This is a genomic window from Lentzea sokolovensis (assembly GCF_033949975.1).
Taxonomy (GTDB): Bacteria; Actinomycetota; Actinomycetes; order Mycobacteriales; family Pseudonocardiaceae; genus Lentzea; species Lentzea sokolovensis.
This window is the reverse complement of sequence record NZ_JAXAVU010000007.1, coordinates 76,492-101,638: the sequence shown is the minus strand read 5'-3', so window position 1 is coordinate 101,638 and position 25,147 is coordinate 76,492. Positions and strand designations below refer to the sequence as shown.

At 68.8% G+C, this 25,147-nt stretch carries 20 protein-coding genes and 1 riboswitch; of the genes, 14 read left to right on the top strand and 6 right to left on the bottom strand.

What is annotated here, in order from left to right; all coding sequences use genetic code 11:
• The first annotated feature begins 64 nt into the window (after positions 1–64).
• Entirely contained in the window at positions 65–1,942 is a 1,878-nt protein-coding gene (locus tag SK854_RS12795) for an ABC1 kinase family protein (RefSeq protein ID WP_319975284.1), read from the top strand.
• On the opposite strand, the gene SK854_RS12790 is transcribed toward SK854_RS12795, so the two are convergent.
• Entirely contained in the window at positions 1,939–2,343 is a 405-nt protein-coding gene (locus tag SK854_RS12790; RefSeq protein ID WP_319975283.1) for a hypothetical protein, read from the bottom strand. The two genes, SK854_RS12795 and SK854_RS12790, sit on opposite strands and share 4 nt — an antisense overlap.
• Positions 2,344–2,413: 70 nt before the next feature.
• On the opposite strand from SK854_RS12790, the gene SK854_RS12785 reads away from it, so the two are divergent.
• The 4 genes from SK854_RS12785 to SK854_RS12770 all read left to right on the top strand — a co-directional run bounded on the left by SK854_RS12785 (position 2,414) and on the right by SK854_RS12770 (position 6,171).
• The gene (locus SK854_RS12785; RefSeq protein WP_319975282.1) at positions 2,414–3,064 is read left to right on the top strand and encodes a TVP38/TMEM64 family protein; all 651 of its coding nucleotides are present in this window, start codon (positions 2,414–2,416) and stop codon (positions 3,062–3,064) included.
• 489 nt (positions 3,065–3,553) lie between these two features.
• Positions 3,554–5,143 carry a TROVE domain-containing protein gene (locus SK854_RS12780; protein WP_319975281.1) on the top strand — a complete coding sequence of 530 codons (1,590 nt, stop codon included), beginning with the start codon at positions 3,554–3,556 and terminating at the stop codon, positions 5,141–5,143.
• Positions 5,144–5,219: 76 nt separating this feature from the next.
• Positions 5,220–5,573 (top strand): winged helix-turn-helix transcriptional regulator, encoded by a 354-nt coding sequence (locus SK854_RS12775; protein ID WP_319975280.1) that lies wholly within the window; start codon positions 5,220–5,222, stop codon positions 5,571–5,573.
• A 4-nt stretch (positions 5,574–5,577) separates the two neighbouring features.
• The gene (locus SK854_RS12770) at positions 5,578–6,171 is read left to right on the top strand and encodes a hypothetical protein (protein ID WP_319975279.1); all 594 of its coding nucleotides are present in this window, start codon (positions 5,578–5,580) and stop codon (positions 6,169–6,171) included.
• Position 6,172: 1 nt separating this feature from the next.
• Here the strand turns inward: SK854_RS12770 and SK854_RS12765 are convergent, their stop codons facing one another.
• Together SK854_RS12765 and gcvH are read right to left on the bottom strand one after the other, a co-directional pair.
• On the bottom strand, positions 6,173–7,537 hold the full coding sequence (locus SK854_RS12765; RefSeq protein WP_319975278.1) for an L-serine ammonia-lyase: 1,365 nt from the start codon (positions 7,535–7,537) through the stop codon (positions 6,173–6,175).
• A 28-nt stretch (positions 7,538–7,565) separates the two neighbouring features.
• Positions 7,566–7,949, bottom strand: coding sequence for a glycine cleavage system protein GcvH (gene gcvH / locus SK854_RS12760; protein WP_319975277.1), 384 nt, complete (start codon positions 7,947–7,949; stop codon positions 7,566–7,568).
• Between the two features lie 63 nt (positions 7,950–8,012).
• Positions 8,013–8,105, bottom strand: a riboswitch (glycine riboswitch).
• Between the two features lie 225 nt (positions 8,106–8,330).
• Here gcvH and ald point away from each other — a divergent pair.
• Positions 8,331–9,443: an alanine dehydrogenase gene (gene ald / locus SK854_RS12755; RefSeq protein ID WP_319975276.1), complete on the top strand. Its 1,113-nt coding sequence runs from the start codon at positions 8,331–8,333 to the stop codon at positions 9,441–9,443.
• Positions 9,444–9,497: 54 nt separating this feature from the next.
• Here ald and SK854_RS12750 read toward each other — a convergent pair whose 3' ends face one another.
• Both SK854_RS12750 and SK854_RS12745 read right to left on the bottom strand, forming a co-directional pair.
• Positions 9,498–10,178 (bottom strand): TetR/AcrR family transcriptional regulator, encoded by a 681-nt coding sequence (locus SK854_RS12750; RefSeq protein ID WP_319975275.1) that lies wholly within the window; start codon positions 10,176–10,178, stop codon positions 9,498–9,500.
• A 9-nt stretch (positions 10,179–10,187) separates the two neighbouring features.
• Positions 10,188–11,636, bottom strand: coding sequence for an MFS transporter (locus tag SK854_RS12745; RefSeq protein ID WP_319975274.1), 1,449 nt, complete (start codon positions 11,634–11,636; stop codon positions 10,188–10,190).
• A 503-nt stretch (positions 11,637–12,139) separates the two neighbouring features.
• On the opposite strand from SK854_RS12745, the gene SK854_RS12740 reads away from it, so the two are divergent.
• The 8 genes from SK854_RS12740 to SK854_RS12705 all read left to right on the top strand — a co-directional run bounded on the left by SK854_RS12740 (position 12,140) and on the right by SK854_RS12705 (position 23,991).
• Positions 12,140–12,265 (top strand): hypothetical protein, encoded by a 126-nt coding sequence (locus SK854_RS12740; protein WP_281248831.1) that lies wholly within the window; start codon positions 12,140–12,142, stop codon positions 12,263–12,265.
• The gene (locus tag SK854_RS12735; RefSeq protein ID WP_319975273.1) at positions 12,265–12,702 is read left to right on the top strand and encodes a hypothetical protein; all 438 of its coding nucleotides are present in this window, start codon (positions 12,265–12,267) and stop codon (positions 12,700–12,702) included. The genes SK854_RS12740 and SK854_RS12735 overlap by 1 nt, the downstream gene beginning before the upstream one ends.
• Positions 12,703–12,724: 22 nt before the next feature.
• Positions 12,725–13,681 carry an ABC transporter ATP-binding protein gene (locus SK854_RS12730; protein WP_319975272.1) on the top strand — a complete coding sequence of 319 codons (957 nt, stop codon included), beginning with the start codon at positions 12,725–12,727 and terminating at the stop codon, positions 13,679–13,681.
• Positions 13,681–14,553, top strand: coding sequence for a hypothetical protein (locus SK854_RS12725; protein ID WP_319975271.1), 873 nt, complete (start codon positions 13,681–13,683; stop codon positions 14,551–14,553). The genes SK854_RS12730 and SK854_RS12725 overlap by 1 nt, the downstream gene beginning before the upstream one ends.
• Before the next feature lie 26 nt (positions 14,554–14,579).
• Positions 14,580–18,320: an ABC transporter ATP-binding protein gene (locus tag SK854_RS12720; RefSeq protein ID WP_319975270.1), complete on the top strand. Its 3,741-nt coding sequence runs from the start codon at positions 14,580–14,582 to the stop codon at positions 18,318–18,320.
• A 592-nt stretch (positions 18,321–18,912) separates the two neighbouring features.
• Positions 18,913–19,731 carry an ATP-grasp domain-containing protein gene (locus tag SK854_RS12715; protein WP_319975269.1) on the top strand — a complete coding sequence of 273 codons (819 nt, stop codon included), beginning with the start codon at positions 18,913–18,915 and terminating at the stop codon, positions 19,729–19,731.
• Positions 19,732–20,036: 305 nt separating this feature from the next.
• Positions 20,037–23,732 (top strand): multifunctional oxoglutarate decarboxylase/oxoglutarate dehydrogenase thiamine pyrophosphate-binding subunit/dihydrolipoyllysine-residue succinyltransferase subunit, encoded by a 3,696-nt coding sequence (locus tag SK854_RS12710; RefSeq protein WP_319975268.1) that lies wholly within the window; start codon positions 20,037–20,039, stop codon positions 23,730–23,732.
• A 79-nt stretch (positions 23,733–23,811) separates the two neighbouring features.
• Entirely contained in the window at positions 23,812–23,991 is a 180-nt protein-coding gene (locus SK854_RS12705) for a DUF6104 family protein (protein WP_030471325.1), read from the top strand.
• Between the two features lie 35 nt (positions 23,992–24,026).
• Here SK854_RS12705 and SK854_RS12700 read toward each other — a convergent pair whose 3' ends face one another.
• Positions 24,027–25,019 carry an aldo/keto reductase gene (locus SK854_RS12700; protein ID WP_319975267.1) on the bottom strand — a complete coding sequence of 331 codons (993 nt, stop codon included), beginning with the start codon at positions 25,017–25,019 and terminating at the stop codon, positions 24,027–24,029.
• Between the last annotated feature and the right edge of the window lie 128 nt (positions 25,020–25,147).

Below are 25,147 nucleotides of genomic sequence, written 5' to 3'. Positions count from 1 at the left end.
GCGGCGATTCATCGGATCTTTCGGGACGTCCACGGTCTCAGTCAAGAGGTCCTAGGCTTCGATCATGGGGGATTTCCTCGTCTACACGATCGGCTTCCCGATCACGTTCCTGCTGGCGGTCATGGGCATGGCCCTGGCCGCGCGGCGCATCCTCGGCCTGCGCATCGGCCTGATCCGCACGGCGCTGGCGTGCCTGATGGCGATCTCGATCGCGTCGAGTGCCTTCGGAGAGACCACCGCGGATCCCTCTGCCGGGCTGGTGACGCTCCAACTGGGGCTGTCGCTCCTCGCGGTGATCGGCCTGCTGGCGTTCGCGGAGATCATCGTGCCGACCGGCTCGATCCCGCCGCCCACCGAGTGGTGGGGCATGGCACGGCGCCGGATCGCACGGACCCGGCGGTACTCGCGGATCACCGCCATCGCGTTCCGGCACGGACTGGGGCCCTACCTGCGCGGCCGCGAACGCACCTCCACGGGACTCACGCGGTCGCTGCGACTCGCGTTGCAGGACGCCGGCGTGACGTTCGTGAAGCTCGGGCAGGTGCTGTCGACGCGCGCCGACCTGTTGCCGCAGGACTTCGTCGACGAACTGAGCCTGCTGCAGGACAAGGTGCCGCCGGCGAAGTGGGACCAGGTCAGGGCGGTGCTCGACGCCGAGATCGGGCTCGACGCGTTCCTGGAGATCGATCCCGAGCCGCTGGCCGCGGCCTCGATCGCGCAGGTGCACCGGGCCGTGCTGAAGTCCGGTGCCGAGGTGGTCGTGAAGGTGCAACGGCCGGACGTCCGAGCGACGGCCGAGGGCGACTTGGACATCGTCGCCCGCCTCGCCGAAACACTGCAGCGCACGCGGTGGGGTGCCGCGCTGGGCGTCCGCGACCTGGCGGCGGGGTTCGCGGCGGCGTTGCGCGAGGAACTCGACTTCAAGATCGAGGCACGCAACATCACGGCCGTGGCGGCGGCGTCGGACTCGTCGGTAGGACTGCCCCACGTCCACCTGTCGACGTCCAGGGTGCTCGTCATGGACCGGCTCGACGGTGTGCCGTTGCGCGGTGCCTCGGAGGACGTGGGGCTCGCACGGACGCTGCTGCGGTTCGTGCTGCGCCAGGTGATGCTGGACGGCGTCTTCCACGCCGACCCGCACCCCGGCAACGTGCTGCTGCTCGCCGACGGACGCCTCGGCCTGCTCGACTTCGGCTCGGTCGGCCGGATCGACTCCGCGCTGCGCTCGGCGTTGCAACGGCTGCTGCTCGCGATCGACCGCAGCGACCCGGCGAGCCTCACCGACGCGTTGCTGGAGCTGACTTCACGGCCGGAGGACATCGACGAGCAACGGCTGGAACGCGCGCTCGGCCAGTTCATGGCCCGGCACCTCGGCGCGGGCATGCGGCCGGACGTGGAGATGTTCGGCGACCTGTTCCTGATCGTGTCGCGGTTCGGGCTTGCCGTCCCGCCGGAGATCGCGGCGGTGTTCCGGGCCCTGGCGACGCTGGAGGGCACGCTGGCGGTGCTCGCGCCGGACTTCAACATCGTCGTGGAGTCGCGGTCGTTCGCCGCGGAGCAGATCTCCGAACGGCTCACGCCGGAGTCGGTGAAGCGGACCATGGCCGAGGAACTGCAGGCCGTGCTGCCGATGCTGCGCCGGTTGCCGCGGCGGATCGACCGGATCACCGGGGCGATGGAGCAGGGCCGGCTGAGCATGTCGATGAGGCTGTTCGCGGACGAACGCGACCGGTCGTTCGTCACCGGCCTGCTGCACCAGGTCATGCTGACCGTGCTGGGCGCGACCGCGGGTGTGATGGCGGTGCTGCTGCTCGGCTCGTCCGGCGGGCCCGAGGTCACGGCGGACATCGGGCTGTACCAGGTGTTCGGCTACAACCTGCTGATCATCAGCGTGCTGCTGGGTCTGCGCGTCGTCGTCACGGTGTTCCGGCCACGACCTTAGAACTGCCTGCGATACACCGAGACGTCGTCACGCCACACGCCGAACTGGTCAGGAGCGGACTGGACGATCGTCATCTCGTTGAGGTGGCCGAGGATCCGCCACGAGCGCGCAACCGCTTGCGCACCCGCGTAGGCGATCGTGCAGAACCGTCTGGGCTCCACGACCGTGCGCACGCGGTCGACCTTGCCGACACTCATCGGCGTGTCGTGCCACAGGTCCAATGTGTACCCGGTGCGGATGGGATCACCGGACCCCAGCACGCCCTCGATGCTCACGATCAGCCGCTCGCCCTCCAGCCGCAGGTCGTGGTGACCGCTGCGGGGAGGATTGCCGCCCGTGTACGCGGAGCGTGCCGGGTCGAGCACCCAGTGCCCCAGAAAAGGCACGAGATCGTCACTCATGTGTGTCCCTTCGCGGAACCTGCGCCACTGGCGGATTGTCCGGCGGATCGACGTGGGCGACCATCACCCGATGAGTTATGAGACGGGCGTTCGGTGGAAGTGGATACCGGCCGTCGTGCTCGGCTTCGTCCTGCTGAGCTGGATCGTGTTCGAGGCACTGGACCTCATCGACTTCGAAGGGGTCGTGTCGTGGGTGCGCGGCATCGACCCGGTGTGGGCGGCGGCGGCGATCTTCGCCCTGCTCGTCGTGGACGTGCTGCTGCCGGTGCCGTCCACTCCGCTCATCGTGCTGGCGGGAACGGCACTCGGCCTGCCCTTCGGACTGGCGCTCGCGATCATCGGATCCCTGGGTTCCTCTGCCGCAGGATACGCCCTGGGACGGTTCGCGGGCCCGTGGCTGGTGCGCCGGGTGGTGACCATCGAGGAGCTGACCGAAATGCGGCGATGGGGCCGTCAGTTCGGTCCCTGGTTCTTCGGAGTGGCGCGCGGAATTCCGATGATGGCGGAGACGGTGTCGGTGTCCGCGGGGGTGTCCAGGGTGTCGTTCCGCCAGTTCATGTCGTTCACCCTCATCGGCACCATCCCCATTTGCGCCGCCTACGTGTTCGCGGGATCGAAGGCCGACACGGTCGAGCAGATCGTGATGATCAGCGCCGTCGGATTCCTGCTGACGGTCGGCCTCTTCTACCTGCTGCGCAGGCTCGTGAAGGCGGCGCCCTAGGAAAACCCTTTGCGCGGCGTGGTTGTATGAGTGTGCGCCCGGTGCGCAGCGGAGGGTTACTTCCGGTGATTACTCAGGTTCAACTCCTGAGGCCGGTTTCGGCCGGTCTCGCTCACCTCGGTGAGCACGTCACCCTCCGCGACTTGATCTCGGGCGTCCAAAAACTCCACATCCGCCGGAATTAAATCGCTGGCGCGGTGTGGTTGCATAGAAATCGCACCCGGTGCGAAGCTCGCGGTTACTTCATTCGAGATGAAAACCCAACCGCAGGCGCGTTTGATCTCGGGAGCGCACAACTTCACACGTGTCCGGTGCGAAGCAGAGGGTTACTTCCACTGTTAATGGGCGGGTTGCGGGTTCGAGTCCCGCCAGACGGGAAACCGGCTGTAGCTCAACTGGCAGAGCAGCAACGTACCTTCCGCGACTTTGATCTCGGACACGTGTGGGGTTTGTGGGCTCCCTTTGTTTTTTCCGAGGGGGAAAGAGCCGATGGCGAAGTTCAACATCTTCCGCGCACGTCCGGCGGGCACCAGCCCGGTCGCCACGGCGCCGGAACCGACCCGCCGCACCTACGAGGGTGGCGACGGCTACGCCCGTGACGCGAAGTCCGAGCTGTTCCTGCTCGCCGTGTCGAACATGGGCGGCGAGGACACCTTCTACGAGTCCGGCGGTCAGCGCGACAACCGCTTCGCCCAGCTCGTCCACGAGACCGCTCTCGCGGATCCCGAGTGGACCGCGCGCCTGCTCGCGTGGCTGCGCGGCGAGGCGAACATGCGCACGGCGTCGCTCGTGGGCGCGGCCGAGTTCGTGCTGGCACGGCTCGTGGCCGAGTCCGACGCCGGCGTGACCAACCGCGCCGTCGTGGACTCCGTGCTGCAGCGCGCCGACGAGCCGGGCGAACTCCTGGCCTACTGGACCGGCACGAACGGCCGGCGCGTGCCGAAGCCGATCAAGCGCGGCATCGCCGACGCCGTCGGGCGCCTCTACAACGAGCGCGCGGTCCTCAAGTGGGACAGCGACGCCCGCGGCTTCCGGATGGCCGACGTGCTGAACCTCGCTCACCCCTCGCCCGCCGCTCCGTGGCAGGGCGCGCTCTTCCAGTACGTGCTGGACCGCCGCCGTTCCGCGGAGGCGGACGTTCCCGCCGAGCTGCGCGTGATCGCGGCACGGCGTGAGCTGCTGGCGTGGCCGGTCGAGCAGCGCCGTTCGCTGTTCTCCCGTCCCGACGCGGTCGACGTGCTGCGCCAGGCGGGGATGACGTGGGAGTCCGTGGCCGGCTGGCTGCAGGGCCCGCTGACCCGTGAGGTGTGGGAGGCGCTCGCGCCGTCGATGGGGTACATGGCTCTCTTGAGGAACCTCAGGAACTTCGACGAGGCCGGCATGTCCGACGAGGCAGCGGCGGCCGTCGCGGCACGTCTGGCCGACCCCGGCCAGGTCGCGCGCTCGCGGCAGTTCCCGTTCCGCTTCCTGTCCGCGTACGAGGCGGCGCCGAGCCTGCGCTGGGGCCACGCCCTGGACCAGGCGCTGCAGGCGTCGCTGGAGAACCTGCCTGCCCTGCCGGGCCGGTCGCTGATCCTCGTCGACACCTCGGCGTCGATGACCGGCGGCACGATCTCGGCGCGTTCGAAGGTCACCCCGGCCAAGGCCGCGGCGGTGTTCGGCGTCGCACTGGGCGCGAAGGGCGAGCAGGTCGACGTCGTCGGGTTCGCGGACGGCACGTTCCGGCACGACGTCGGGCGGGGCGCTTCGGTGATCCGCGAGGTCGACCGGTTCCTCAAGCGGATCGGCGAGGTCGGGCACGGCACCGACATCGTCGGGTCGCTGAAGCGCACCTACAAGAGGCACGACCGCGTGTTCATCATCTCGGACATGCAGACGATGTCCGGGTACTACGGGAAGGGCGTCTCGGACGTCGTGCCGCGGCACGTGCCGATCTACGGGTTCAACCTCGGTGGATACCGGAACGCCGCGTACGCCACCGGTACGGCTCATCGCCACGAATTCGGCGGCCTGACGGACGCGACCTTCCGCATGGTGCCCTTGCTCGAAGCAGGTCAGAACGCCACCTGGCCGTTCTGAGGTGTGAGAGCTCTCCTGACGCGGAGAGCTCTCACACTTACTTTCAGTTAGCGTTTTGACCAGGTATGATGCCGCTATGGACTACAACGTGTTCGCGAAAGCGTGCCCGTCGCGTCCCACGCTGGAGCACATCACCGGCAGGTGGGGCAGCCTGACGCTGACCGCGCTCGCCGACGGGCAGCTGCGCTTCAACGAGCTGCGCCGCCGCGTCGACGGGGTCAGCGAGAAGATGCTGTCCCAGACGTTGCAGGCGCTGGAGCGCGACGGTCTCGTGCACCGGGAAGCCCAGAACACGAACCCGCCGCGCGTCGATTACAGCCTCACGCCGCTGGGCCGCGACACGGCCGAGCGGCTGCTGTCGTTGATCCACCTGCTGGAGGGCCGCATGCCCGAGGTGCTGGCCGCGCAGGCCGCGTACGACGCCCGCTGAGCACGTGAAGGGCTGCGGACTCTGCTGGACCCGGGCCGAGCTGGCCCTGCTCGACGGCGATCCCGCACTGGTGCCCGACACCGTCGTGTGGCAGTTCGCCTGGGAGGTCGAGGACCACTTCGAGCCGGACGAGTACGAGCTCGCCTGGCGACGACTCGCGCCCAGGGTGCTCGATCTGCTGGAACGTGACCCGGACAGCCGGCTCACGCAGGGTCTGACGTTGGCCAACCTGCCCGCCTGGCCGGAGCACGAGCGCACCGCGCTGCGGGCGGCGCTCACCGGGATCATCGTCCGCTCGTCGGACAGCCCGGACCTGGACGAGCTGGTCCAGGCCGCCGCGCAGATGGACGAGGACCTGACGCCGTGGCTGCCCGTCGTCGACGGTCTCCCCGACGCCGCCGTCGCGGAGCTCGCTCACAAGTGGTCGTACGACTTCCTGTCCGGCGGCACCCCGTGCGACGGCGGCTGGTTGTGCTGGGACGAACCGGCTCAGCCGATCCGGAACTGGTTGCGCACCCCCGCACTGCGCGACCGTCTGTCCGCGATGGACAACGAGGTCGCGCAGTACGCGGTGACGCAGATCGACGCGCTCGCCTGACTCAGCACTCGATGACGTTCACGGCGAGTCCGCCGCGAGCTGTCTCCTTGTACTTCACCGACATGTCCTTGCCGGTGTCCCGCATGGTCTTGATGACCTTGTCGAGCGACACGAAGTGCGAGCCGTCGCCGCGCAAAGCCATGCGCACAGCCGTGATGGCCTTGATGGACGCGACGGCGTTGCGTTCGATGCACGGAATCTGCACCAGACCGCCGATCGGGTCGCACGTCAGGCCGAGGTTGTGCTCCATGGCGATCTCGGCGGCGTTCTCGACCTGTTCGGGGGTGCCGCCGAGCACCTCGGCGAGACCACCGGCCGCCATCGAGCAGGCCGAGCCGACCTCGCCCTGACAGCCGACCTCGGCGCCGGAGATCGACGCGTTCTCCTTGAACAGCACGCCGATCGCGCCCGCCGTCAGCAGGAACCGGACCACGCCGTCGTCGGAGGCTCCCGGGACGAACTTCGTGTAGTAGTGCAGAACCGCCGGGACGATGCCGGCCGCGCCGTTGGTCGGTGCGGTGACGACACGGCCGCCCGCCGCGTTCTCCTCGTTGACCGCCAGTGCGAAGAGCGTCACCCAGTCCATGACCCGCAACGGGTCGGTGACGAAGTGCTCCTTCTCCAGCGTCTTGCGCATCTCGGCGGCGCGGCGGCGGACCTTCAGACCGCCGGGCAGGACGCCGTGCTCGTTGCAGCCGCGTTCGACGCACTCCTGCATGACGTGCCAGATGTGCAGAAGTCCCTGGCGGACCTCGGCTTCGGTGCGCCACGACAGCTCGTTGGCCATCATGATCTCGCTGATCGACAGGCCGGTCTCGCGGCAGCGCGCGAGGAGTTGGTCGCCGGTCAGGAACGGGTGCGCCAACGGCGTCGAGTCGAGCTTGATCCGGTCGGTGCCCGACGCGTTCTCGTCGACGACGAAACCGCCGCCGATCGAGTAGTAGACGGCGTGCTCGACCGACTTGCCGTCCGCGAACGCCTCGAAGCTCATCCCGTTGGGGTGCAACGGGAGTGACTTGCGGCGGTGCATGACGAGGTCGCGGTCGTGCACGAAGTCGATCTCGTGCGCGCCGCCGAGCTTGAGCCGTTCGGCGGAGACGATCTCCTCGACGCGGGCGGCCGCGACGGTGGGATCGACTTCTTCGGGATGGTTGCCTTCGAGGCCCAGGAACACGGCCTTGGGGCTGCCGTGGCCGTGGCCGGTCGCGCCGAGCGAGCCGAACAGCTCGACGTGCACGCGGTCCACTTCGGACACACGTGCGCCGAGCTTCTCGACGAACATCGCGGCCGCGCGCATCGGGCCGACCGTGTGTGAACTGGACGGTCCGATGCCGACGGAGAACAGGTCGAAAACGCTGATCGCCACTGATCAGTCCCTCGTGGTGGTGGAGCGGTCAGTCAGACTTGGTGAGCTCGGCGTACTTCGCCGAGGTGAGGAGGTTCTCGGCCGACTCGACGCGGACCTTGAACAGCCATCCGGCGCCGTACGGGTCGTTGTTCACGATCGCCGGGTCGTCCACGACGGCGCTGTTGACCTCGATCACCTCACCGGTGACGGGCGAGAACAGGTCGCTGACGGACTTGGTGGACTCCAGCTCGCCGCAGACCGCGTTGGTGACGACCTTGGCACCGACCTCGGGCAGCTGGACGAAGACGATGTCGCCGAGCGCATCAGCGGCGTACTCGGTGATTCCGCAGGTCAGCGGGTCCTGGGTGCCCGGCGTCCAGTCGACCCACTCGTGCTCGGCGGTGTAGAGCAGGTTCTCGGGGAACTCCACGGCGCGACTCCTCTGGCTGTGACGGGTCAGGAAACTTGCGCCCCCTCCGCCGTGCAGAGTTGCCTACCCCGAGCGGTCTTGCTGCCTGAGAGTGTGCGGGAGCTTGCCCCTTCGGCGCCCCGACCGGTTCGTCGAGGTCTCTCCCACTCGGGTTCTGACGCTTGCGCGCCGCGGCCGGTGTTCAGTTCTCGGCGCGAACGCTATGTGCGGCCCCCGCCGAGTGTCAACGCGGGACGGTCGAGTGGAACGCGAACGAGGCTCAGGTCGCTCTGTCCTAGACGAACAACCAGAGGGTTACCGGATAGTGCGATCCGCACAGTGACATGACCTTCCGACTGGCCCACATTATGAGATGTCGGCCCACCGAACGGAGGAGTCATCGTGCGGATCGCAGTTCCTCGCGAGATCAAGAACCACGAGTACCGCGTCGCTCTCACGCCTGCCGGTGCGCACGAACTGACCAGCCGCGGCCACGACGTGTACGTCGAGCAGGGCGCCGGTCTCGGCTCCGCGATCACCGACGAGGAGTACCTCGCCGCGGGCGCCAAGATCCTCCCGACCGCCGACGACGTGTGGGCGGAAGGTGACCTGGTTCTCAAGGTCAAGGAGCCGATCGCCGAGGAGTACCCCCGTCTTCGCGCCGGTCAGACCCTCTTCACGTACCTGCACCTCGCCGCCGACAGGCCACTGACCGAGGCGCTGCTGGCGTCCGGCACCACGGCCATCGCCTACGAGACCGTGCAGCTGCCGAACCGCTCGCTGCCGCTGCTCGCCCCGATGTCCGAGGTCGCCGGCCGGCTGGCCCCGCAGGTCGGCGCGTTCAGCCTGATGAAGCCCTCCGGTGGCCGCGGCGTGCTGCCCGGTGGCGTCCCCGGTGTCGCCCCGGCCCGCGTGGTCGTGATCGGCGGCGGCGTGGCCGGCGTCAACGCCGCCACCATCGCCGTCGGCATGGGCGCGGACGTGCAGATCCTCGACACCAACGTCGACCGCCTGCGCCAGATCGACGCCCAGTTCCAGGGCCGGCTGCGCACGCTCGCCTCGAACTCGTTCGCCATCGAGCAGGCCGTCCGCGAGGCCGACCTGGTCATCGGCGCCGTGCTCGTCCCCGGTGCCGCCGCCCCGAAGCTCGTGTCGAACGCGCTGGTCGCGGACATGAAGCCGGGTTCGGTGCTCGTCGACATCGCCATCGACCAGGGCGGTTGCTTCGAGGACTCGCGCGCCACCACGCACGCCGAGCCGACCTACGAGGTCCACAACTCGGTGTTCTACTGCGTGGCGAACATGCCGGGCGCCGTCCCGCGCACCTCGACCTACGCGCTGACGAACGTGACGCTGCCGTACGCGGTCGCGCTGGCCGACAAGGGCTGGGAGAAGGCGCTCAAGGACGACCGTTCGCTGGCCCTGGGTCTCAACGTCCACGCCGGACTGCTGACCAACGGCCCGGTGGCCGAGGCGACCGGCCTCGTGCACACGCCGCTGGAGACCGTCGTCTAAGACCAACTGAATGAATGAGGCCCCCGCACGCGTGAATCGCTGCGGGGGTTTCGCCTATCTGAGGGCCTCGACGCGCGCCTTGATGCCGTCGATCACGCAGTCCAGCCCGAACTCGAACTGCCCCTCCAGCGACCACAGCTCCGGTTCGTCCAGCATCCTGACGTAGTTCGGGTGCTTCTCCCGGTACAGGTCCGCGATCTTCGGCAGGTCCGGCGGCGGCGAGTCCATCCCGCCCCGCGCCACGAAGTTGACCTCGGCGATCGCGTACCCGATGGCGAAACTGGAGATCGTCGAGATCGACCGCGCCGCCGCGGGCAGCGACAGACCTGCCCGCGTCATCGGTTCGAACATCGCGTCGCTCATCGCCACGGCCTTCGGGCCGATGCTGTTGAACTCGCCGATGCCCCGGACCCACCACGGGTGCTTGTGCGCGAGATGACGCATCGCGTGCATCATCGCGCGCACAGCCGTCTCCCAGTCGTCCTCGGGGCCCGGCAACGGGAACTCGCCGTAGATCTCGTCGAGGCAGAGCTCGATCAGCGCGTCCTTGGTCGGCACGTGCCAGTACAGCGACATGGGCGCCGCGCCCAGTTCCGCGGCGAGCTTGCGCATGGAGAGCTTCTGCATGCCGTGCGCGTCCAGCATCTCCAGCGCCTTGCGGACGATCGCCTCCCGGCTCAGGCCGAGGGGCTGACCGCTGCTGGGCCTGGGCTTGCCGAACCACACGCTCTCCACAGGCCGATCCTAGGCACGTCGCAGCAACACGCTGGCCACAACACCTCCCAGGAACACAGCGATCGCCCCGATCACGAGGCTCACGCTCATGCCGTTGGAGAACGCCTCGCGCACGATCGTGATGTCCGCGCCGCTGTGCAGCGCCTCTGAAAGCGACCGCCCCGGCACGCCGTCCGGCAGCGAGGCCACGAACCGCGCCGACAGCAGCGCGCCGAGCACCGCGATGCCGAACGAGGAGCCCAGCTCCGTCAGCGTGCCCGACAGCCCAGAGGCGATGCCGGCGCGTTCCGGCGGGATCGACCCCATCAGCGCGTTGACCGCGACCGGCTGGGACACACCGACACCCACGCCGATGAGGATCAGGCCTGCCAGCGTCGGCGGGTAGGTCGTGCCGATCGACAGCAACGCCACGCCGGCCGCGACGATCGTCATGCCGAGCAGCATCGCCGTGCCCGCGCCGAGCTTCATCACGAGCTGTCCCAGCGTGTTGCTGGTGACGAGCAACGCGATCGCCATCGGCGCCACGCGCACGCCGGCCTCCAACGGGCTGTAGCCGAGCACGCCCTGAAGGTGTTGCGTCAGCAGGAAGAGCGAGCCCGCCATTCCGAACGCGGCGAGCACACCCGACGCCACCGCGCCGGTGAAGCGGCGGTTCCTGAAGAACCCGCGATCGAGCATCGGATCGGCGGTGTGCCGTTCCCACAAGGCAAAGCCCGTCATCGTGACCAGGCCGACCGCGACCGGCACGCCGAACTCCGCCGAGCCGAACCCGTGCTCCGGCACCTCGATCACCGCGTACACGATCGACACCATGCCGATGATCGACAGGATCGAGCCGAGCACGTCCGGCTTGCGCACGGTCGGGTCCTTGGACTCCGGCACCAGCAGCGCGACGGCCGTGATCGCGAGGATCGCCACCGGCACGTTGATCAGGAACACCGAGCCCCACCAGAAGTGCTTGATCAGCGCGCCACCGATCACCGGTCCCGCCGCGAAGCCGAGACTCGTGACGGCGGCCCAGATGCCGATGGCCTTCGGGCGTTCCCTGTCGTCGAACAACTGCATCAGCACGGCCAGCGTGCCGGGCATCAGGACCGCGGCGCCGATCCCCATGAAGCCGCGGGCCGCGATCAACGCCTCGGACGAACTCGCGTAGGCGGCGACCGCGCTACCGGTGCCGAACAGCGCGAGACCGGCCAGAAGTGCCCGCTTGCGGCCGAACCTGTCACTGAGCGATCCGGTCGTGAGCAGCAGACCCGCCAGCGCCAGCGAGTAAGCGTTGATCATCCACTGGACGTCCGCGGTGCTCGCGTCCAAGCCCGTCGAGATCGACGGGATCGCCACGTTGAGAACGGTGTTGTCCAGCACCACCACCATCACGGACAGGCACAGCACGCCGAGCACGGCCCAGCGCTGGGGGTGCGGGTGCACCCCGACCTTCTCGGTCGTCGAAGTCATCATTCCTCCCCCTTACGGTGTACGAGGAACTTACAGCGTACGAGAGGGCAGGGCGCAAGCCGATTTCGCGCAGAGCGTGCGCGAGTGCCTGAAAGAAAAAGAGAGGGGAGAAAGACCCCGAGGTGCGGGATGTTCCCCGACAAGCACTGCGGGCTCCGGCGAAATTGGTCGAAGACCAATGAACACCGGAGCCCGCCACGTAAAGGGCGGCCGCGCTCAACCAGCCTGGGGGTCACTGGGAGCGGGGCCGCCGTGTCCAAATATAGCGGGCCTTGGCACACCGCGCCCAGCACCCCCACCGAAACGCGACCCAAAAGTTTCCCCGAGTGGACCACTGGCCGCGTCCGACCAGTCCAGCAAACGAGTGAATTCGGTGTTTCCCGGTGCGGCGAGCAGGGGGTTCGGCCGATGAAGACGGAGTCGGGTGTCCCTCGAAGGGAGATTCCATGGCTGAACCACAGGGATGGATCCACTGCCACGACCCGTTCGGTCGGGACAGATCGATGACCGTTCTGGTGGAGAACGACCGGGTTCTGCTGGTCACGCCTCCAGGCGAGACCGCTGTGATGTCCGCCACTCAGACGCGTCGACTGGGCTCTTTGCTCGACCAGGCCACGGCGAAGATGTGATGGACGAGACCCTCCGCGACGCGGTGCTGCAACGCCTGGCACTGCTGGACAAAGTCGCAGAGCACGGAGAGGCCGAGGCGCTGGTTCCGTTGGCCCGCGCGGAGATCCACCGCCTGGCGGACGGCTGGCGGCTGTTGCTGACGGTGCACCAGCCCGACGAGGACGGCCGGTGCAAGGCCTGTCCCGGCTGGCTGCGTCGCCGCCGGTGGCCGTGCCAGATCTGGAACATGGCGCACCAGCACCTGATCGGCGAGGGACTGCCTCACCGCGAGCGGCGCCGGCCGTTGCGCAACCCATTCACTCGATCAGGTGTTATCGAACTGCCGGTGGAGACTCCGGCGGAGATGACCACCGAACTGCCGGTCATGCGGGACGAACCGTCGGTCGTGCATCGCGCGCCCGTCGTGTCTCGGCCCAAGCACGCCTTGCCGGACTGACGTATCAGGCAGGATGGGCCGCATGCATGACGGCAGCGGCCTCATCGCGGTCCAGAACCTGTCCAAGCAGTTCGGTTCTGTCATGGCCGTGCACAACCTGAGCTTCACCGTGTCCCCCGGCAGCGTGACGGGCTTCCTCGGCCCGAACGGCGCAGGCAAGACGACGACCCTGCGAATGCTGCTGGGTCTCGTCAAGCCGACGAGCGGCACGGCGACGATCAACGGACGACCGTTCCACCAACTCGGCCAGCCCGGCCGCGTGGTGGGCGCGGTGCTGGAGGCGCAGGGGTTCCACCCCGCCCGCTCCGCCCGCAACCACCTGCGCGTGTACGCGTCGGCCATCGGCGTGCCGGACGCGCAGGCCGACCAGGTCCTCGGCCTGGTCGGCCTGGGCACGGCCGCCGATCGCAAGGTGGGCGGGTTCTCGCTCGGCATGAAGCAGAGACTGGCGCTCGCCACGGCGTTGCTCGGCGACCCGCAGGTGCTCGTGCTGGACGAACCGGCGAACGGGCTCGACCCCGAGGGCATCGCGTGGCTGCGGACGTTCCTGCAGTCGTACGCGCGCATGGGACGCACGGTGCTGATCTCCAGCCACCTGCTGGCGGAGGTCGAGCAGACCGTCGACCAGGTCGTGATCATCTCGCGCGGGCAGACGATGTTCTACGGGCCGCTGGACCAGTTGCGGCAGTCGCAGCAGCGGCGCGTTCTCGTGCAGCCGTCGGACCTCAACGCGCTCGCGAACGCTCTCCGTGCCGAAGGCGTGCAGGCGATCGAGCAACTGCCGGACGGCAGGCTCGCGGTGTCCGGTGTGGACTCCAAGTACGTGGCGGACCGCGCGTTGAAGGCCGGTGTGTCGATCTACGGCATCCAGGAGGAGCAGATCGACCTGGAGCGGTTGTTCTTCCAGCTCACCAGTGGCCAGTACGCCGGGAGCGCACCGGCGCCGTATCAGCAGCAACAGCAGGGTGGTTGGGCCTGATGGGCAACCTCGTACAGGCGGAACTCCGCAAGACGACGACGACCGGCCTGTGGTGGGGTCTGCTGATCCCGACCGCGGTGCTGGCGCTCGGCTGGGGGCTCGCGACCGGTCTGCTGGGACAGTTCTTCGTGGACTTCGCGTCGTCGAGCGACGTGGACGAGGTGTCCGACTTCCTCGGGGTCACACCGGACCAGTGGAAGATCTCGCTGTTCGGCATGGCGCGGGCGATCAACATCTCCACGATCTTCCCGATGATCTTCGGCGCGATGGCGATCTCGGGCGAGCTCAACCGCCGGACGATCACGACGACGTTCCTGACCGCGCCGTCGCGGATGCATTCGATGCTGGCGAAGATGCTGGTCTACGTGCTGTGGGGCGCGATCTACGGCCTCGCGATCATGCTGTTCCTCGGCATCGGTGTGGTGCTCACCAGCGAGTCCGGGCAGCTGCCGGACGCCGGTGGCTGGGCGATGCTGACGCTGGTCTGCGTGCTGTCGTCGATCCTGATGACGATGTTCGGCGTCGGGGTTGGCGCGCTCATCCCGAACGTCGCCGGGACGATCGTGTTGCTGCTGCTGTACTTCCTGGTGATCGAGAACGTGCTGCACTTCGTGCTCGCGTACCTGGAGGTGCCGGCCGTCATCGGCTTCCTGCCGAACGGGTCGATCAACGGGCTCACCGGGGCGGTCGCGGTCGACCTGTTCCTGTCGTCCGCGGGCGTGGTGCCACCGGAGATCGAGGACGTGCTGCGCGCGATCGCCGGTGCCGGCGGAGCGCTCGACTGGTGGTGGTCGGGCCTCGTGTTCCTCGCCTGGTCCGGGATCGTCTTCGCGGGCGGCTGGGCGGTCACGCAGTCCAAGGACATCACCTGACCTGCGGTTTCTGACGTCACACTTTTATGTCGGACCCCGAAAGTACTGTGGGTCCCGTGACAAAGGGCTGGATCCGCCGACTGACCGCAGCGTGCTGGCAGCACCCCCGTCTGGTGGTGCTGTCGGTGGTCGCCGCGGTCGTCGGCGTGGGTCTGCAGGCGGCGGGTCCGTTGCTGCTCAAGACCGCGATCGACGACTCGACGGTGGGCCGCACCGACCGGCTGTGGCCGCTCATGGTGGCGCTGATCGTTCTTGAACTGCTCACGTTCGGGTCGGCGTTCCTGCGGCGCTATCTGGGCGGGCGGCTGGCTCTGGGCGTGCAGCACGACCTGCGGCTCGGCGTGTTCTCCGCGGTGCAGCGGCTCGACGGCGCGAAGCAGGACGAGCTGAGGACCGGGCAGATCGTGTCGCGCTCGATCACCGACCTGCAGCTGGTGCAGTCGCTGCTGATGATGGCGCCGCTGGCCGTGGGCACGGTCGTGTTCGCGGTGGCCGCGCTGGCGGCGATGATCTACCTGTCGATCCCGCTGACGATCATCGCGGTGATCGTGCTGCCGCTGGTGGCGTGGCTGGCCGGGCGCACCCGGCTGACGCTGTTCCCCGCCACCTGGTCGGCGCAGCAGCGGGCCGCCGATCTGGCGCAGCACGTCGAGGAGACCGTCACCGGTGTCCGCGTGGTGAAGGGCTTCGGTCAGGAGGCGCGCGAGGTCGCGCGGCTGGAGAAGCACGCCAAATCCCTGTTCGCGGAACGGATGCGGGCCGCCCGGCTGTCGTCGAAGCCGCTCGCGACCGTGACGGCGCTGCCGTTGCTCGGCCAGGTCGCGGTGCTGGGGCTGGGTGGCTGGCTGGCGTTGCACGGCCAGGTCACGCTGGGCACGTTCCTCGCCTTCACGACGTACGTGGCGAACCTCGTCGGGCCGACGCGGCTGCTGTCGAGTCTGATGGTGTCCGCACAGCTCGCCCGCGCCGGCGTGGAGCGGGTCTACGAGCTGATCGACTCGCAGCCGGACGTGACGGACGGCCCCGGTGAGGTGCCGGACGGGCCGCTCGGGGTCTCGTTCTCCGGCGTGACGTTCGGGTACGCCCGCAGCGAGCCGGTGTTGCAGGACTTCTCCATCTCCGTGGAGCCAGGCGAAACGCTGGCGCTGGTCGGCACGTCCGGTTCCGGCAAGTCGACGGTCTCCCTGCTGCTGCCCCGTTTCTACGACGTGCACGCGGGTGCCGTGCGGGTCGGCGGCGCGGACGTGCGGACGTTGAAGCTGGAGTCGTTGCGCGGCACGGTGGGCGTGGTGTTCGAGGAGGCTTTCCTCTTCTCCGACACGGTGTTCTCGAACATCGCGTACGGCCGTCCGGACGCGTCGCGGGCCGAGGTCGAACGCGCCGCGAAGGCCGCGGAGGCCCACGACTTCATCCAGGCCCTGCCGCTCGGCTACGACACGGTGGTCGGCGAGCGCGGCCTCACGTTGTCCGGCGGCCAGCGCCAACGCGTGGCCCTGGCCCGTGCGCTGCTCTCCGACCCGCGCATCCTCGTGCTGGACGACGCGACGTCCGCCGTGGACAACGCGACCGAGGCGGCGATCCACGCGACGCTGGCCTCGGTGACGGCGAACCGCACGACTTTGCTGGTGGCGCACCGGCGTTCCACCCTGTCGCTCGCCGACCGGATCGCGGTCCTGGACGCGGGCCGCGTGATCGACCTGGGCACGCACGCCGAACTGATGGCGCGCTGCGCCCTCTACCGCGATCTGCTGGCGGGCCCCGGCGAGGCGATCGAGTCCGCCGCGCCCGTCCGCACCGGTGAGCTGTGGCCGGCGCTGTCGCAGGAAGACCTGGACGAGCGTCTGATCGCCGAGGCCAGAACGTCCACTCCCGCTGCGGGCGGCCGCCGTGGCGGCGGTGGAGGCGGCGGTGCCGGTGGCGGGATGTCCGCGCTGGCCGGCGGCCCGCCCACCCCGGAACTGCTGGCGCAGGTGCGGAAACTCCCGCCCGCCACCGAGATCCCGGTGCTGCACGGCGAAGACCCGCGCGCCCCCGATCCCGCCTTCCGCCTCGCCCGCCTGCTGCGCCCCGTTCGCTGGGCGCTGGGCGGCGTGGGCGCCCTGGTGGTGCTGGACGCGCTGGTCGGCATGGGCATGCCGTCGCTGGTGCGCCTGGGCATCGACGGCGGTGTCGTGGGTGGCGCCGAGTCGTCGTTGTGGCAGGCCGTCGTTCTGGGCGTGGGCCTGGTCGTGGTCGGCTGGCTGACCACGGCGAGCAGCACGATCTTCGCCGCCCGCCTGGGCGAGCGCCTGCTCTACCTGCTGCGCGTCCGCAGCTACGCCCACCTGCAACGCCTCGGCCTCGACTACTACGAGCGCGAGATGGCCGGCCGCATCATGACGAGGATGACGACGGACGTCGACGCCCTCTCGACGTTCCTGCAGACCGGCCTGGTCACCGCCGTGATCAGCCTGATCACCGTCGTCGGCATCACCGCGGCGCTGGTGTTCACCGATGCCTCGCTGGCCCTGATCGCCCTGTCGGTGCTGCCGATCCTGGCCGTCGCGACGGTGCTCTTCCAACGTCTCTCGTCGACTGCCTACGCGGAAGCCCGCGAACGAGTCAGCGCGGTCAACGCCGACCTCCAGGAGAACGTGTCGGGCCTGCGCGTCTCCCAGGCCTACACGCGGGAACGCCGCTCGGCGGAGGCCTTCGCCGAACGCAGTGACGCCTACCGCCGCACCCGGCTGCGGGCCCAGCGCTACATCGCCACCTACTTCCCTTTCGTGGCAATGCTTTCCGGCGTGGCCCAAGCGGTGGTCCTCGCCGTGGGTGCCCACCGCGTGGCGACGGGCACGCTGACGCCGGGCGTCCTGCTGGCGTTCCTCCTCTACCTGGGCCTGTTCTTCAGCCCGATCCAGCAGCTCTCCGGCGTCTTCGACGGCTACCAGCAGGCCAGGGTGGGCCTGCGCAGAATCGGCGACCTCCTGCGCACCCCGAGCACGGTCGAACCGCCACCGGCCCCGATCCCGGTCCCACCCCGCCTGCGGGGCGAGGTCGAGCTGTGCGCCGTCTCCTTCACCTACGCGGGCGCCGAGACCCCGGCGCTCGACAACGTGTCCCTCCACGTGAAGCCAGGCGAAACCGTCGCCCTGGTGGGCGAGACAGGCGCGGGCAAGTCCACCCTCGTCAAACTCATCGCCCGCTTCTACGACGCCACGAGTGGCGCGGTCCTGGTGGACGGCGTGGACGTCCGCACCTACGACCTCTCCGCGTACCGCCAACGCCTCGGCGTGGTCCCCCAGGAAGCCCACCTGTTCGGCGGCGACCTGGCCGCCAACGTCGCCTACGGCCGCCCCACGGCCACCGAACAGGAGATCCAGCGGGCCACCGAAGCCGTCGGCGCCCTCCCGATGGTCGCCACCCTGCAGAACGGCTTCCACCAGCCCGTAGGCGAACGCGGCAACCACCTCTCCGCGGGCCAGCGCCAGCTGGTGGCGCTGGCCAGAGCCGAACTGGTCAACCCGGACCTGCTCCTCCTGGACGAGGCGACCGCCGCCCTCGACCCGGCCACGGAGTCGGCGGTGCTCGCGGCCAGCGACCACCTGGCAGGCGCCAGAACGACCTTCGTGGTGGCCCACCGCCTCGCCACCGCGGCCAAGGCCGACCGAATAGTCGTCCTGGCGGGCGGCCGGATCATCGAACAGGGCACCCACGCCGACCTCTTAACGGCCAACGGCACCTACGCCCGCCTCTGGCGCCACGGCGACACCCCGGAAGCCGCCTGACCACAAGCCCGCCAAGGAACGCCCGCCGCGCCCACCCGACGTCCGGGTGAGCACGGCCGCCGGGCACCGGAACGGCGAAGGCAAGCGGTTCTGTCGCCAACGCGCACGGCCACCGCCGGCCACAGCAACGCAGGCGGCTGGACGTCTGCGGCTGGACGTCTGCGGCGGCCACCCGCACGAACCTTCACAGCTCCCCATCCACACGAACCCCGCCGCACCCACCCGCACAAACCTCCGCGGCTCCTCATCCACACGAACCCTGCGGCGACCACCCGCACGAGCCTCCGCGGCTCCCATCCGCACCAACCCTGCGGCACCCACCCGCACGAACCTCGGTCACTCCACCAGGCCCACCCCTCGGCACCAGCAGCACGGCTCCACCAAGCCCGACCCCCGCGGCGCCGACAGCACGGCTCCACCAGGCCCGCCCCGTGACCGCCAGCAGCGCGAACCTCCGTGACCCCGCCAGGCCCGAACCCCCGCGACAGCACCAGCACGAACCCCCGTGGCCCCCACCACGACCCCTCGTCCCCGCCCTGCCCCATGACGTAGAAACAACCCCCAGGCCGGCCAGGTCGAAGGAGCCCATGCCATGCCCACCCGCCCCTCCGTCCTCTACGTCTCCAACCTCGCTTACCCGGCCAGAGGCCGCCGCTACTGCGACGAGGACATCTACCTGACCTCGCACCTCAGACAGCATTTCGACCTGGCCGTCTGCCACCCGGAGGACGCCGCTGCCGTGATGGCGAACTTCGACGTGGTCGTCGTCCGCAACAGCGGCCCGGTGATCGACTACCTGCCCGCCTACCGCCACTTCCGGGAGCAGGCGGCAGCCACCGGCCAGCGCGTCTACAACCCGCTGACCGGCAAGGCAGACATGGCGGGCAAGCAGTACCTGGTCGATCTGACCGAGCAGGGCTACCCGGTCATCCCCACGGTCGGCCACCCGGACGAGCTGGACCGCCTCCCCCTGGCCGGCACGTACGTCGTGAAGCCCAAAGCCGGCGCCGACTCGCACGGCCTGGAATTCGTGGGCCGCGACGAGGTCGGGAGCAGAATCGGTGACCTGCTCATCCAGCCCAAGATCGATTTCCGGTACGAGGTGTCGTTCTACTTCGTGGACCACGACTTCCAATACGCCCTGCACGCACCGGACCCGGCCCGGCGCTGGGAACTCACCGGTTACGCCCCGACGCCGGAAGACCTGGAATTCGCGCAGAGGTTCATCGACTGGAACGGCCTCGGCCACGGCGTCCAGCGCGTCGACGCCTGCCGGACCCGGGACGGCGACCTGCTCCTGGTCGAGTTGGAGGACCTGAACCCGTACCTGTCCCTGGACCGGACGTCCGACGAGACCAGAGCCGCCTTCACCGCGGCGTTCACGGCCTCGATCAGGCGTTCACTGACCTGAACGGACAGCGGGCAAGATCAATCCGCAGAGCGGGCGCGTTGTACCTATCGTGAACTGATCACCGCGCTCGGTGCGTATGCCCGTCCAACAGCTCCATGAGCTTTACCCGAAAGTGAGGAGACGTAGTGAGACGCACATCAAGAACTGCTCAACTGCGGGTGACGCCAGGGCCGTCCTGATCGATCCTGTGACAGAGCACTCCTTGCCATGTGCCTCCAGCGTGTGAAGGCCCGTGCCAGGGGGACTAACCTGACTACCGCATGAGTCAACACCAAGAGCGAGATGGATAGAGGCGAGCGCCAGCCGTGTCCAGCAGCAGTCCTGCGTCACAATTCGGGCCGAACGAGTGGCTCGTCGAGGAGATGTACGAGCAGTTCCTCGCGGACCCGTCATCCGTAGACCCGGCATGGCATGACTTCTTTGCCGACTACAAGCGGGCGGGCGGCAACGGCAGTACCGCCACGGCCAGCGCGGGTGGCTCCACGGCCACCACGACCGCGACCGTGACGCCGCCGGCCGCGGACAACGGCAAGCCCGCGCCCGCCGCCGCACCCAAGCCTGCCGCGCAGTCGCAGCCGAAGCCGGCGGCCTCGTTGCCGTCGACCGGCAAGCCCGCGCCGCAGCAGGCCGCGAAGGCCGCCCCGGTCAAGCCGAGCGCGCAGCCCGAGCAGAAGCAGTTGCGCGGTGCCTCCGCCGCGATCGCGAAGAACATGGAGCTGTCGCTCACCGTTCCGACCGCGACCAGCGTGCGTGCCGTGCCCGCGAAACTGCTGGCCGACAACCGCATCGTCATCAACAACCACCTGAAGCGGACGCGCGGCGGGAAGGTCTCCTTCACGCACGTCATCGGCTACGCGGTGGTCCGGGCGCTGCAGGCGTTCCCGAACATGAACCGGCACTACGCCGAGGTCGACGGCAAGCCGTTCGTCGTCACGCCGGAGCACGTCAACTTCGGCCTGGCGATCGACCTGCCGGCCAAGGACGGCAGCCGCACGCTGGTCGTCGCGTCGGTCAAGGGCTGCGAGAACATGACGTTCACGCAGTTCTGGCAGGCCTACGAGGACCTGATCCGCAAGGCCCGCGGTGGCTCGCTGACGGCGGACGACTTCTCCGGCACCACGATCTCGCTGACCAACCCCGGCACGATCGGCACCAACCACTCGGTGCCGCGACTGCAGGCCGGTCAGGGCGCGATCATCGGCGTCGGCGCCATGGAGTACCCCGCGCACTTCCAGGGCACCAGCGAGCAGGCCCTCACGGACATGGGCGTCAGCAAGATCATCACGCTGACCTCCACGTACGACCACCGCATCATCCAGGGTGCGGAGTCGGGCGAGTTCCTCAAGCGCGTGCACCAGCTGCTGCTCGGCGAGGACGGCTTCTACGACGACATCTTCGCGTCGCTGCGGCTGCCCTACGAGCCGATCCGCTGGGTCGCCGACATCCCCGAGGGCGCTGTCGACAAGACGGCGCGCGTCATCGAGCTGATCGACGCGTTCCGCACGCGCGGTCACCTGATGGCCGACACGGACCCGCTGAACTACCGCCAGCGCTCCCACGCCGACCTGGACGTGCTCAGCCACGGCCTGACGCTGTGGGACCTCGACCGCGAGTTCCCGGTCGGCGGCTTCGCCGGCAAGGAGCGGATGAAGCTCCGCGACATCCTCGGTGTGCTGCGCAACTCGTACTGCCGCACCGTCGGTGTCGAGTACATGCACATCCTCGAGCCCGAAGAGCGCCGCTGGATCCAGGAGCGCGTCGAGGTTCCGCACGAGAAGCCGCCGGCCACCGTGCAGAAGTACATCCTCAGCAAGCTGAACGCCGCCGAGGCGTTCGAGACGTTCCTGCAGACGAAGTACGTCGGCCAGAAGCGCTTCTCGCTGGAGGGCGGCGAGACCGTCATCCCGCTGCTCGACGCGGTGCTCGACAAGGCCGCCGAGCACGAGCTCGACGAGGTCGTCATCGGCATGCCGCACCGCGGCCGCCTGAACGTGCTCGCGAACATCGTCGGCAAGCCGATCTCGCAGATCTTCCGCGAGTTCGAGGGCAACCTCGACCCCGGTCAGGCGCACGGCTCCGGCGACGTGAAGTACCACCTCGGTGCCGAGGGCAAGTACTTCCGCATGTTCGGCGACGGCGAGACCAAGGTGTCGCTGACGGCGAACCCGTCGCACCTCGAGGCCGTCGACCCGGTGCTCGAGGGCATCGTGCGCGCCAAGCAGGACCTGATCGACAAGGGCGGCGACTTCTTCCCCGTCCTGCCGGTCGCCATGCACGGTGACGCGGCGTTCGCCGGTCAGGGTGTCGTGGCCGAGACGCTGAACCTGGCGCTCGTGCGCGGCTACCGCACCGGTGGCACGGTCCACATCGTCGTGAACAACCAGGTCGGCTTCACCACCGCGCCGGAGCACTCGCGGTCCTCGAAGTACTCGACCGACGTCGCGAAGATGATCGGCTCGCCGGTCTTCCACGTGAACGGCGACGACCCCGAGGCCTGCTACTGGGTCGCGAAGCTGGCCGTCGAGTACCGCCAGGCGTTCGCCAAGGACGTCGTGATCGACATGGTCTGCTACCGCCGCCGCGGCCACAACGAGGGCGACGACCCCTCGATGACGCAGCCGGCGATGTACGACGTGATCGACCAGAAGCGCTCGGTGCGCAAGACCTACACCGAGTCCCTGATCGGCCGCGGCGACATCACGGTCGAAGAGGCCGAGAAGGCGCTGCAGGACTTCTCCAGCCAGCTGGAGCACGTCTTCAACGAGGTCCGCGAGCTCGAGAAGCACCCCGTGACGGTCAGCCCGTCCGTGGAGGCCGAGCAGCAGATCCCGGCGAAGCTGCCCACGGGCATCTCCCGCGAGACGCTGGAGCACATCGCCGACTCGCACGTGAACCTGCCGGAGGGCTTCACGCCGCACGCCCGCGTCAAGCCGGTGCTAGAGCGCCGCGCGAAGATGGCGCGCGAAGGCGGCATCGACTGGGCGTTCGCCGAGCTGCTCGCGTTCGGCTCGCTCGCGATCGAGGGCCGCAACATCCGCCTGGCCGGCCAGGACTCGCGCCGCGGCACGTTCGTGCAGCGCCACGCGACCCTGATCGACCGCAAGACCGGCGACGAGTACACGCCGCTGCAGCACCTGTCGGACGACCAGGGCAAGTTCATGGTCTACGACTCGGTGCTGTCGGAGTTCGCGGCGGTCGGCTTCGAGTACGGCTACTCGGTGGCGAACCCGCAGGCGCTGGTGCTGTGGGAGGCGCAGTTCGGCGACTTCGTCAACGGCGCGCAGCCGATCATCGACGAGTTCATCTCGTCCGGTGAGGCGAAGTGGGGTCAGCGTTCCGACGTCGTGATCCTGCTGCCGCACGGCCACGAGGGCCAGGGCCCCGACCACACGTCGGGCCGCATCGAGCGCTGGCTGCAGCTGTGCGCCGAGGGCTCCATGACCGTCGCGGTGCCGTCGACGCCGGCGAACTACTTCCACCTGCTGCGTCGCCACGCCCTCGACGGCGTCGACCGGCCGCTGATCGTGTTCACGCCGAAGTCGATGCTGCGCCTCAAGGCCGCGGTGTCCGGCACGGACGAGTTCATCAACGACCGCTTCCACTCGGTGATGGACGACCCGACGATCAAGGACCCGAACGCCGTCACGAAGGTCCTGCTGTGCAGCGGCAAGATCTCCTACGAGCTGCACGCCGAGCGCGAGAAGCGCGGCGGCGGCGACGTGGCGATCGTGCGCGTCGAGCAGCTCTACCCGGTCCCGGCCCGCAAGCTGACCGAGACCCTGGAGCGCTACCCGAACGCGAAGGACGTCCGCTGGGTGCAGGAGGAGCCGGCGAACCAGGGCGCCTGGCCGTTCTACGGCCTGGCCCTGCCGGAGCTGCTGCCCGAGCACCTCGGCGTCGTCCGCCGCGTGTCGCGCCGCCCGATGGCAGCCCCGTCGGCCGGTTCGAGCAAGGTGCACGAGGTCGAGCAGCGCGAGATCATCACCCGCGCGTTCGAGTAAGCCAGTCCTGAACGAACGAGCCGCCGGATTCCCTTGGAGTCCGGCGGCTCGTTTTCTAAGCCCTCACAGGAGTTCTGCCATGTACCACACCGATCGCGGCATCGAAGAGCTGGAGAAGCGGCGCGGCGAGGAAGAGGTCACCTTCGCGTGGCTCGCCGACAAGCTCCGGGAGTTCGTCGACGCCAACCCGGACTTCGAGACGCCCATCGAACGCTTCGCCACATTCCTGGCGCGCGATGACGACGACTTCGAGGACTGAGCAACTGGCCCCCGGCCTCGGCTGATCCGGGCGAGCTACCAGGCGTAGGCCTCCGGGGCCGGCTTCGACCCGTTCGGCGCCGGCGCCGGGAACAGCTCGTCGAGCTTGCCCAGCACGTCCGCGTCGAGCTTCAACTCCGCGGCACGCAACGAGTTGTCGAGCTGCTCGATGGTGCGCGGCCCGATGATCGGCGCCGTCACGCCCTCCTGGTGCAGCAGCCAGGCAAGGCCGACGTTCGCCGGGTCCTCCCCGATCTCGGCGCACAACTTCTCGTAGGCGTCGATCGTGTCGCGGTACTTCTCCAGCGCGTCCGCGGACCGCCCGGACGCCGACCGAGAAGCCCCACCCTCGCGCTGCTTGCGCAACACGCCGCCCAGAAGCCCGCCGTGCAGGGGCGACCACGGGATCACGCCGAGCCCGTAGTGACGGGCCGCCGGCAAGACCTCCAGCTCGACCCAGCGCGTCATCAGGTTGTAGATCGACTGCTCGGACACCAGGCCGAGGAACCCGCGGGTGCGCGCGGCCTCTGCGGCCTGGGCGATGTGCCAGCCGGCGAAGTTGGACGAGCCGAAGTAGATGACCTTGCCCTGCTGGCGCAGCACGGAGAAGGCTTCCCAGATCTCGTCCCACGGCGTTTCGCGGTCGACGTGGTGCATCTGGTAGAGGTCGATGTAGTCGGTCTGCAGGCGCTTCAACGACGCGTCGGCGGCGCGACGGATGTTCAGCGCCGACAGCTTGGTCTCGTTCGGCCAGTCGCCCATGCTGCCGTAGAGCTTGGTGGCGACAACGGTCCGTTCGCGCCGGGTGCCGCCCTTGGCGAACCAGTTGCCGATGATGTTCTCGGTGACGCCCTCGCCCTTCTTCCAGCCGTAGACGTTGGCCGTGTCGAAGAAGTTGAGGCCGTGCTCGTGGGCGCGATCCATGATCGCGTGACTGTCGGCCTCGGACGTCTCGGGACCGAAGTTCATCGTGCCGAGGCACAGGCGGGAGACGGACAGGCCGCTGCGACCGAGGTTGGTGTACTCCATACCTCTCACCCTGCCTCGCGGCGCGGCATTGTGCCACGTGGAGCTGCTCCAGCTCGCCACAGTCTTGACAGTATTGGCGACCAAATTTTCTCCACTGCCATTTCACCTGCCCGTGAAGTTACGTTTCA

Excerpts from the sequence above, each read along its gene's own strand:
- SK854_RS12780 (WP_319975281.1), top strand. The coding sequence starts at position 3,554 with ATGGCGAAGTTCAACATCTTCCGCGCACGTCCGGCGGGCACCAGCCCG.
- SK854_RS12705 (WP_030471325.1), top strand. The coding sequence starts at position 23,812 with ATGTACCACACCGATCGCGGCATCGAAGAGCTGGAGAAGCGGCGCGGC.
- SK854_RS12775 (WP_319975280.1), top strand. The coding sequence starts at position 5,220 with ATGGACTACAACGTGTTCGCGAAAGCGTGCCCGTCGCGTCCCACGCTG.
- SK854_RS12740 (WP_281248831.1), top strand. The coding sequence starts at position 12,140 with ATGACCGTTCTGGTGGAGAACGACCGGGTTCTGCTGGTCACGCCTCCA.
- SK854_RS12700 (WP_319975267.1), bottom strand. The coding sequence starts at position 25,019 with ATGGAGTACACCAACCTCGGTCGCAGCGGCCTGTCCGTCTCCCGCCTG.
- SK854_RS12725 (WP_319975271.1), top strand. The coding sequence starts at position 13,681 with ATGGGCAACCTCGTACAGGCGGAACTCCGCAAGACGACGACGACCGGC.
- SK854_RS12745 (WP_319975274.1), bottom strand. The coding sequence starts at position 11,636 with ATGACTTCGACGACCGAGAAGGTCGGGGTGCACCCGCACCCCCAGCGC.
- SK854_RS12795 (WP_319975284.1), top strand. The coding sequence starts at position 65 with ATGGGGGATTTCCTCGTCTACACGATCGGCTTCCCGATCACGTTCCTG.
- SK854_RS12735 (WP_319975273.1), top strand. The coding sequence starts at position 12,265 with ATGGACGAGACCCTCCGCGACGCGGTGCTGCAACGCCTGGCACTGCTG.
- SK854_RS12790 (WP_319975283.1), bottom strand. The coding sequence starts at position 2,343 with ATGAGTGACGATCTCGTGCCTTTTCTGGGGCACTGGGTGCTCGACCCG.
- SK854_RS12785 (WP_319975282.1), top strand. The coding sequence starts at position 2,414 with ATGAGTTATGAGACGGGCGTTCGGTGGAAGTGGATACCGGCCGTCGTG.
- SK854_RS12720 (WP_319975270.1), top strand. The coding sequence starts at position 14,580 with ATGTCGGACCCCGAAAGTACTGTGGGTCCCGTGACAAAGGGCTGGATC.
- SK854_RS12715 (WP_319975269.1), top strand. The coding sequence starts at position 18,913 with ATGCCCACCCGCCCCTCCGTCCTCTACGTCTCCAACCTCGCTTACCCG.
- SK854_RS12730 (WP_319975272.1), top strand. The coding sequence starts at position 12,725 with ATGCATGACGGCAGCGGCCTCATCGCGGTCCAGAACCTGTCCAAGCAG.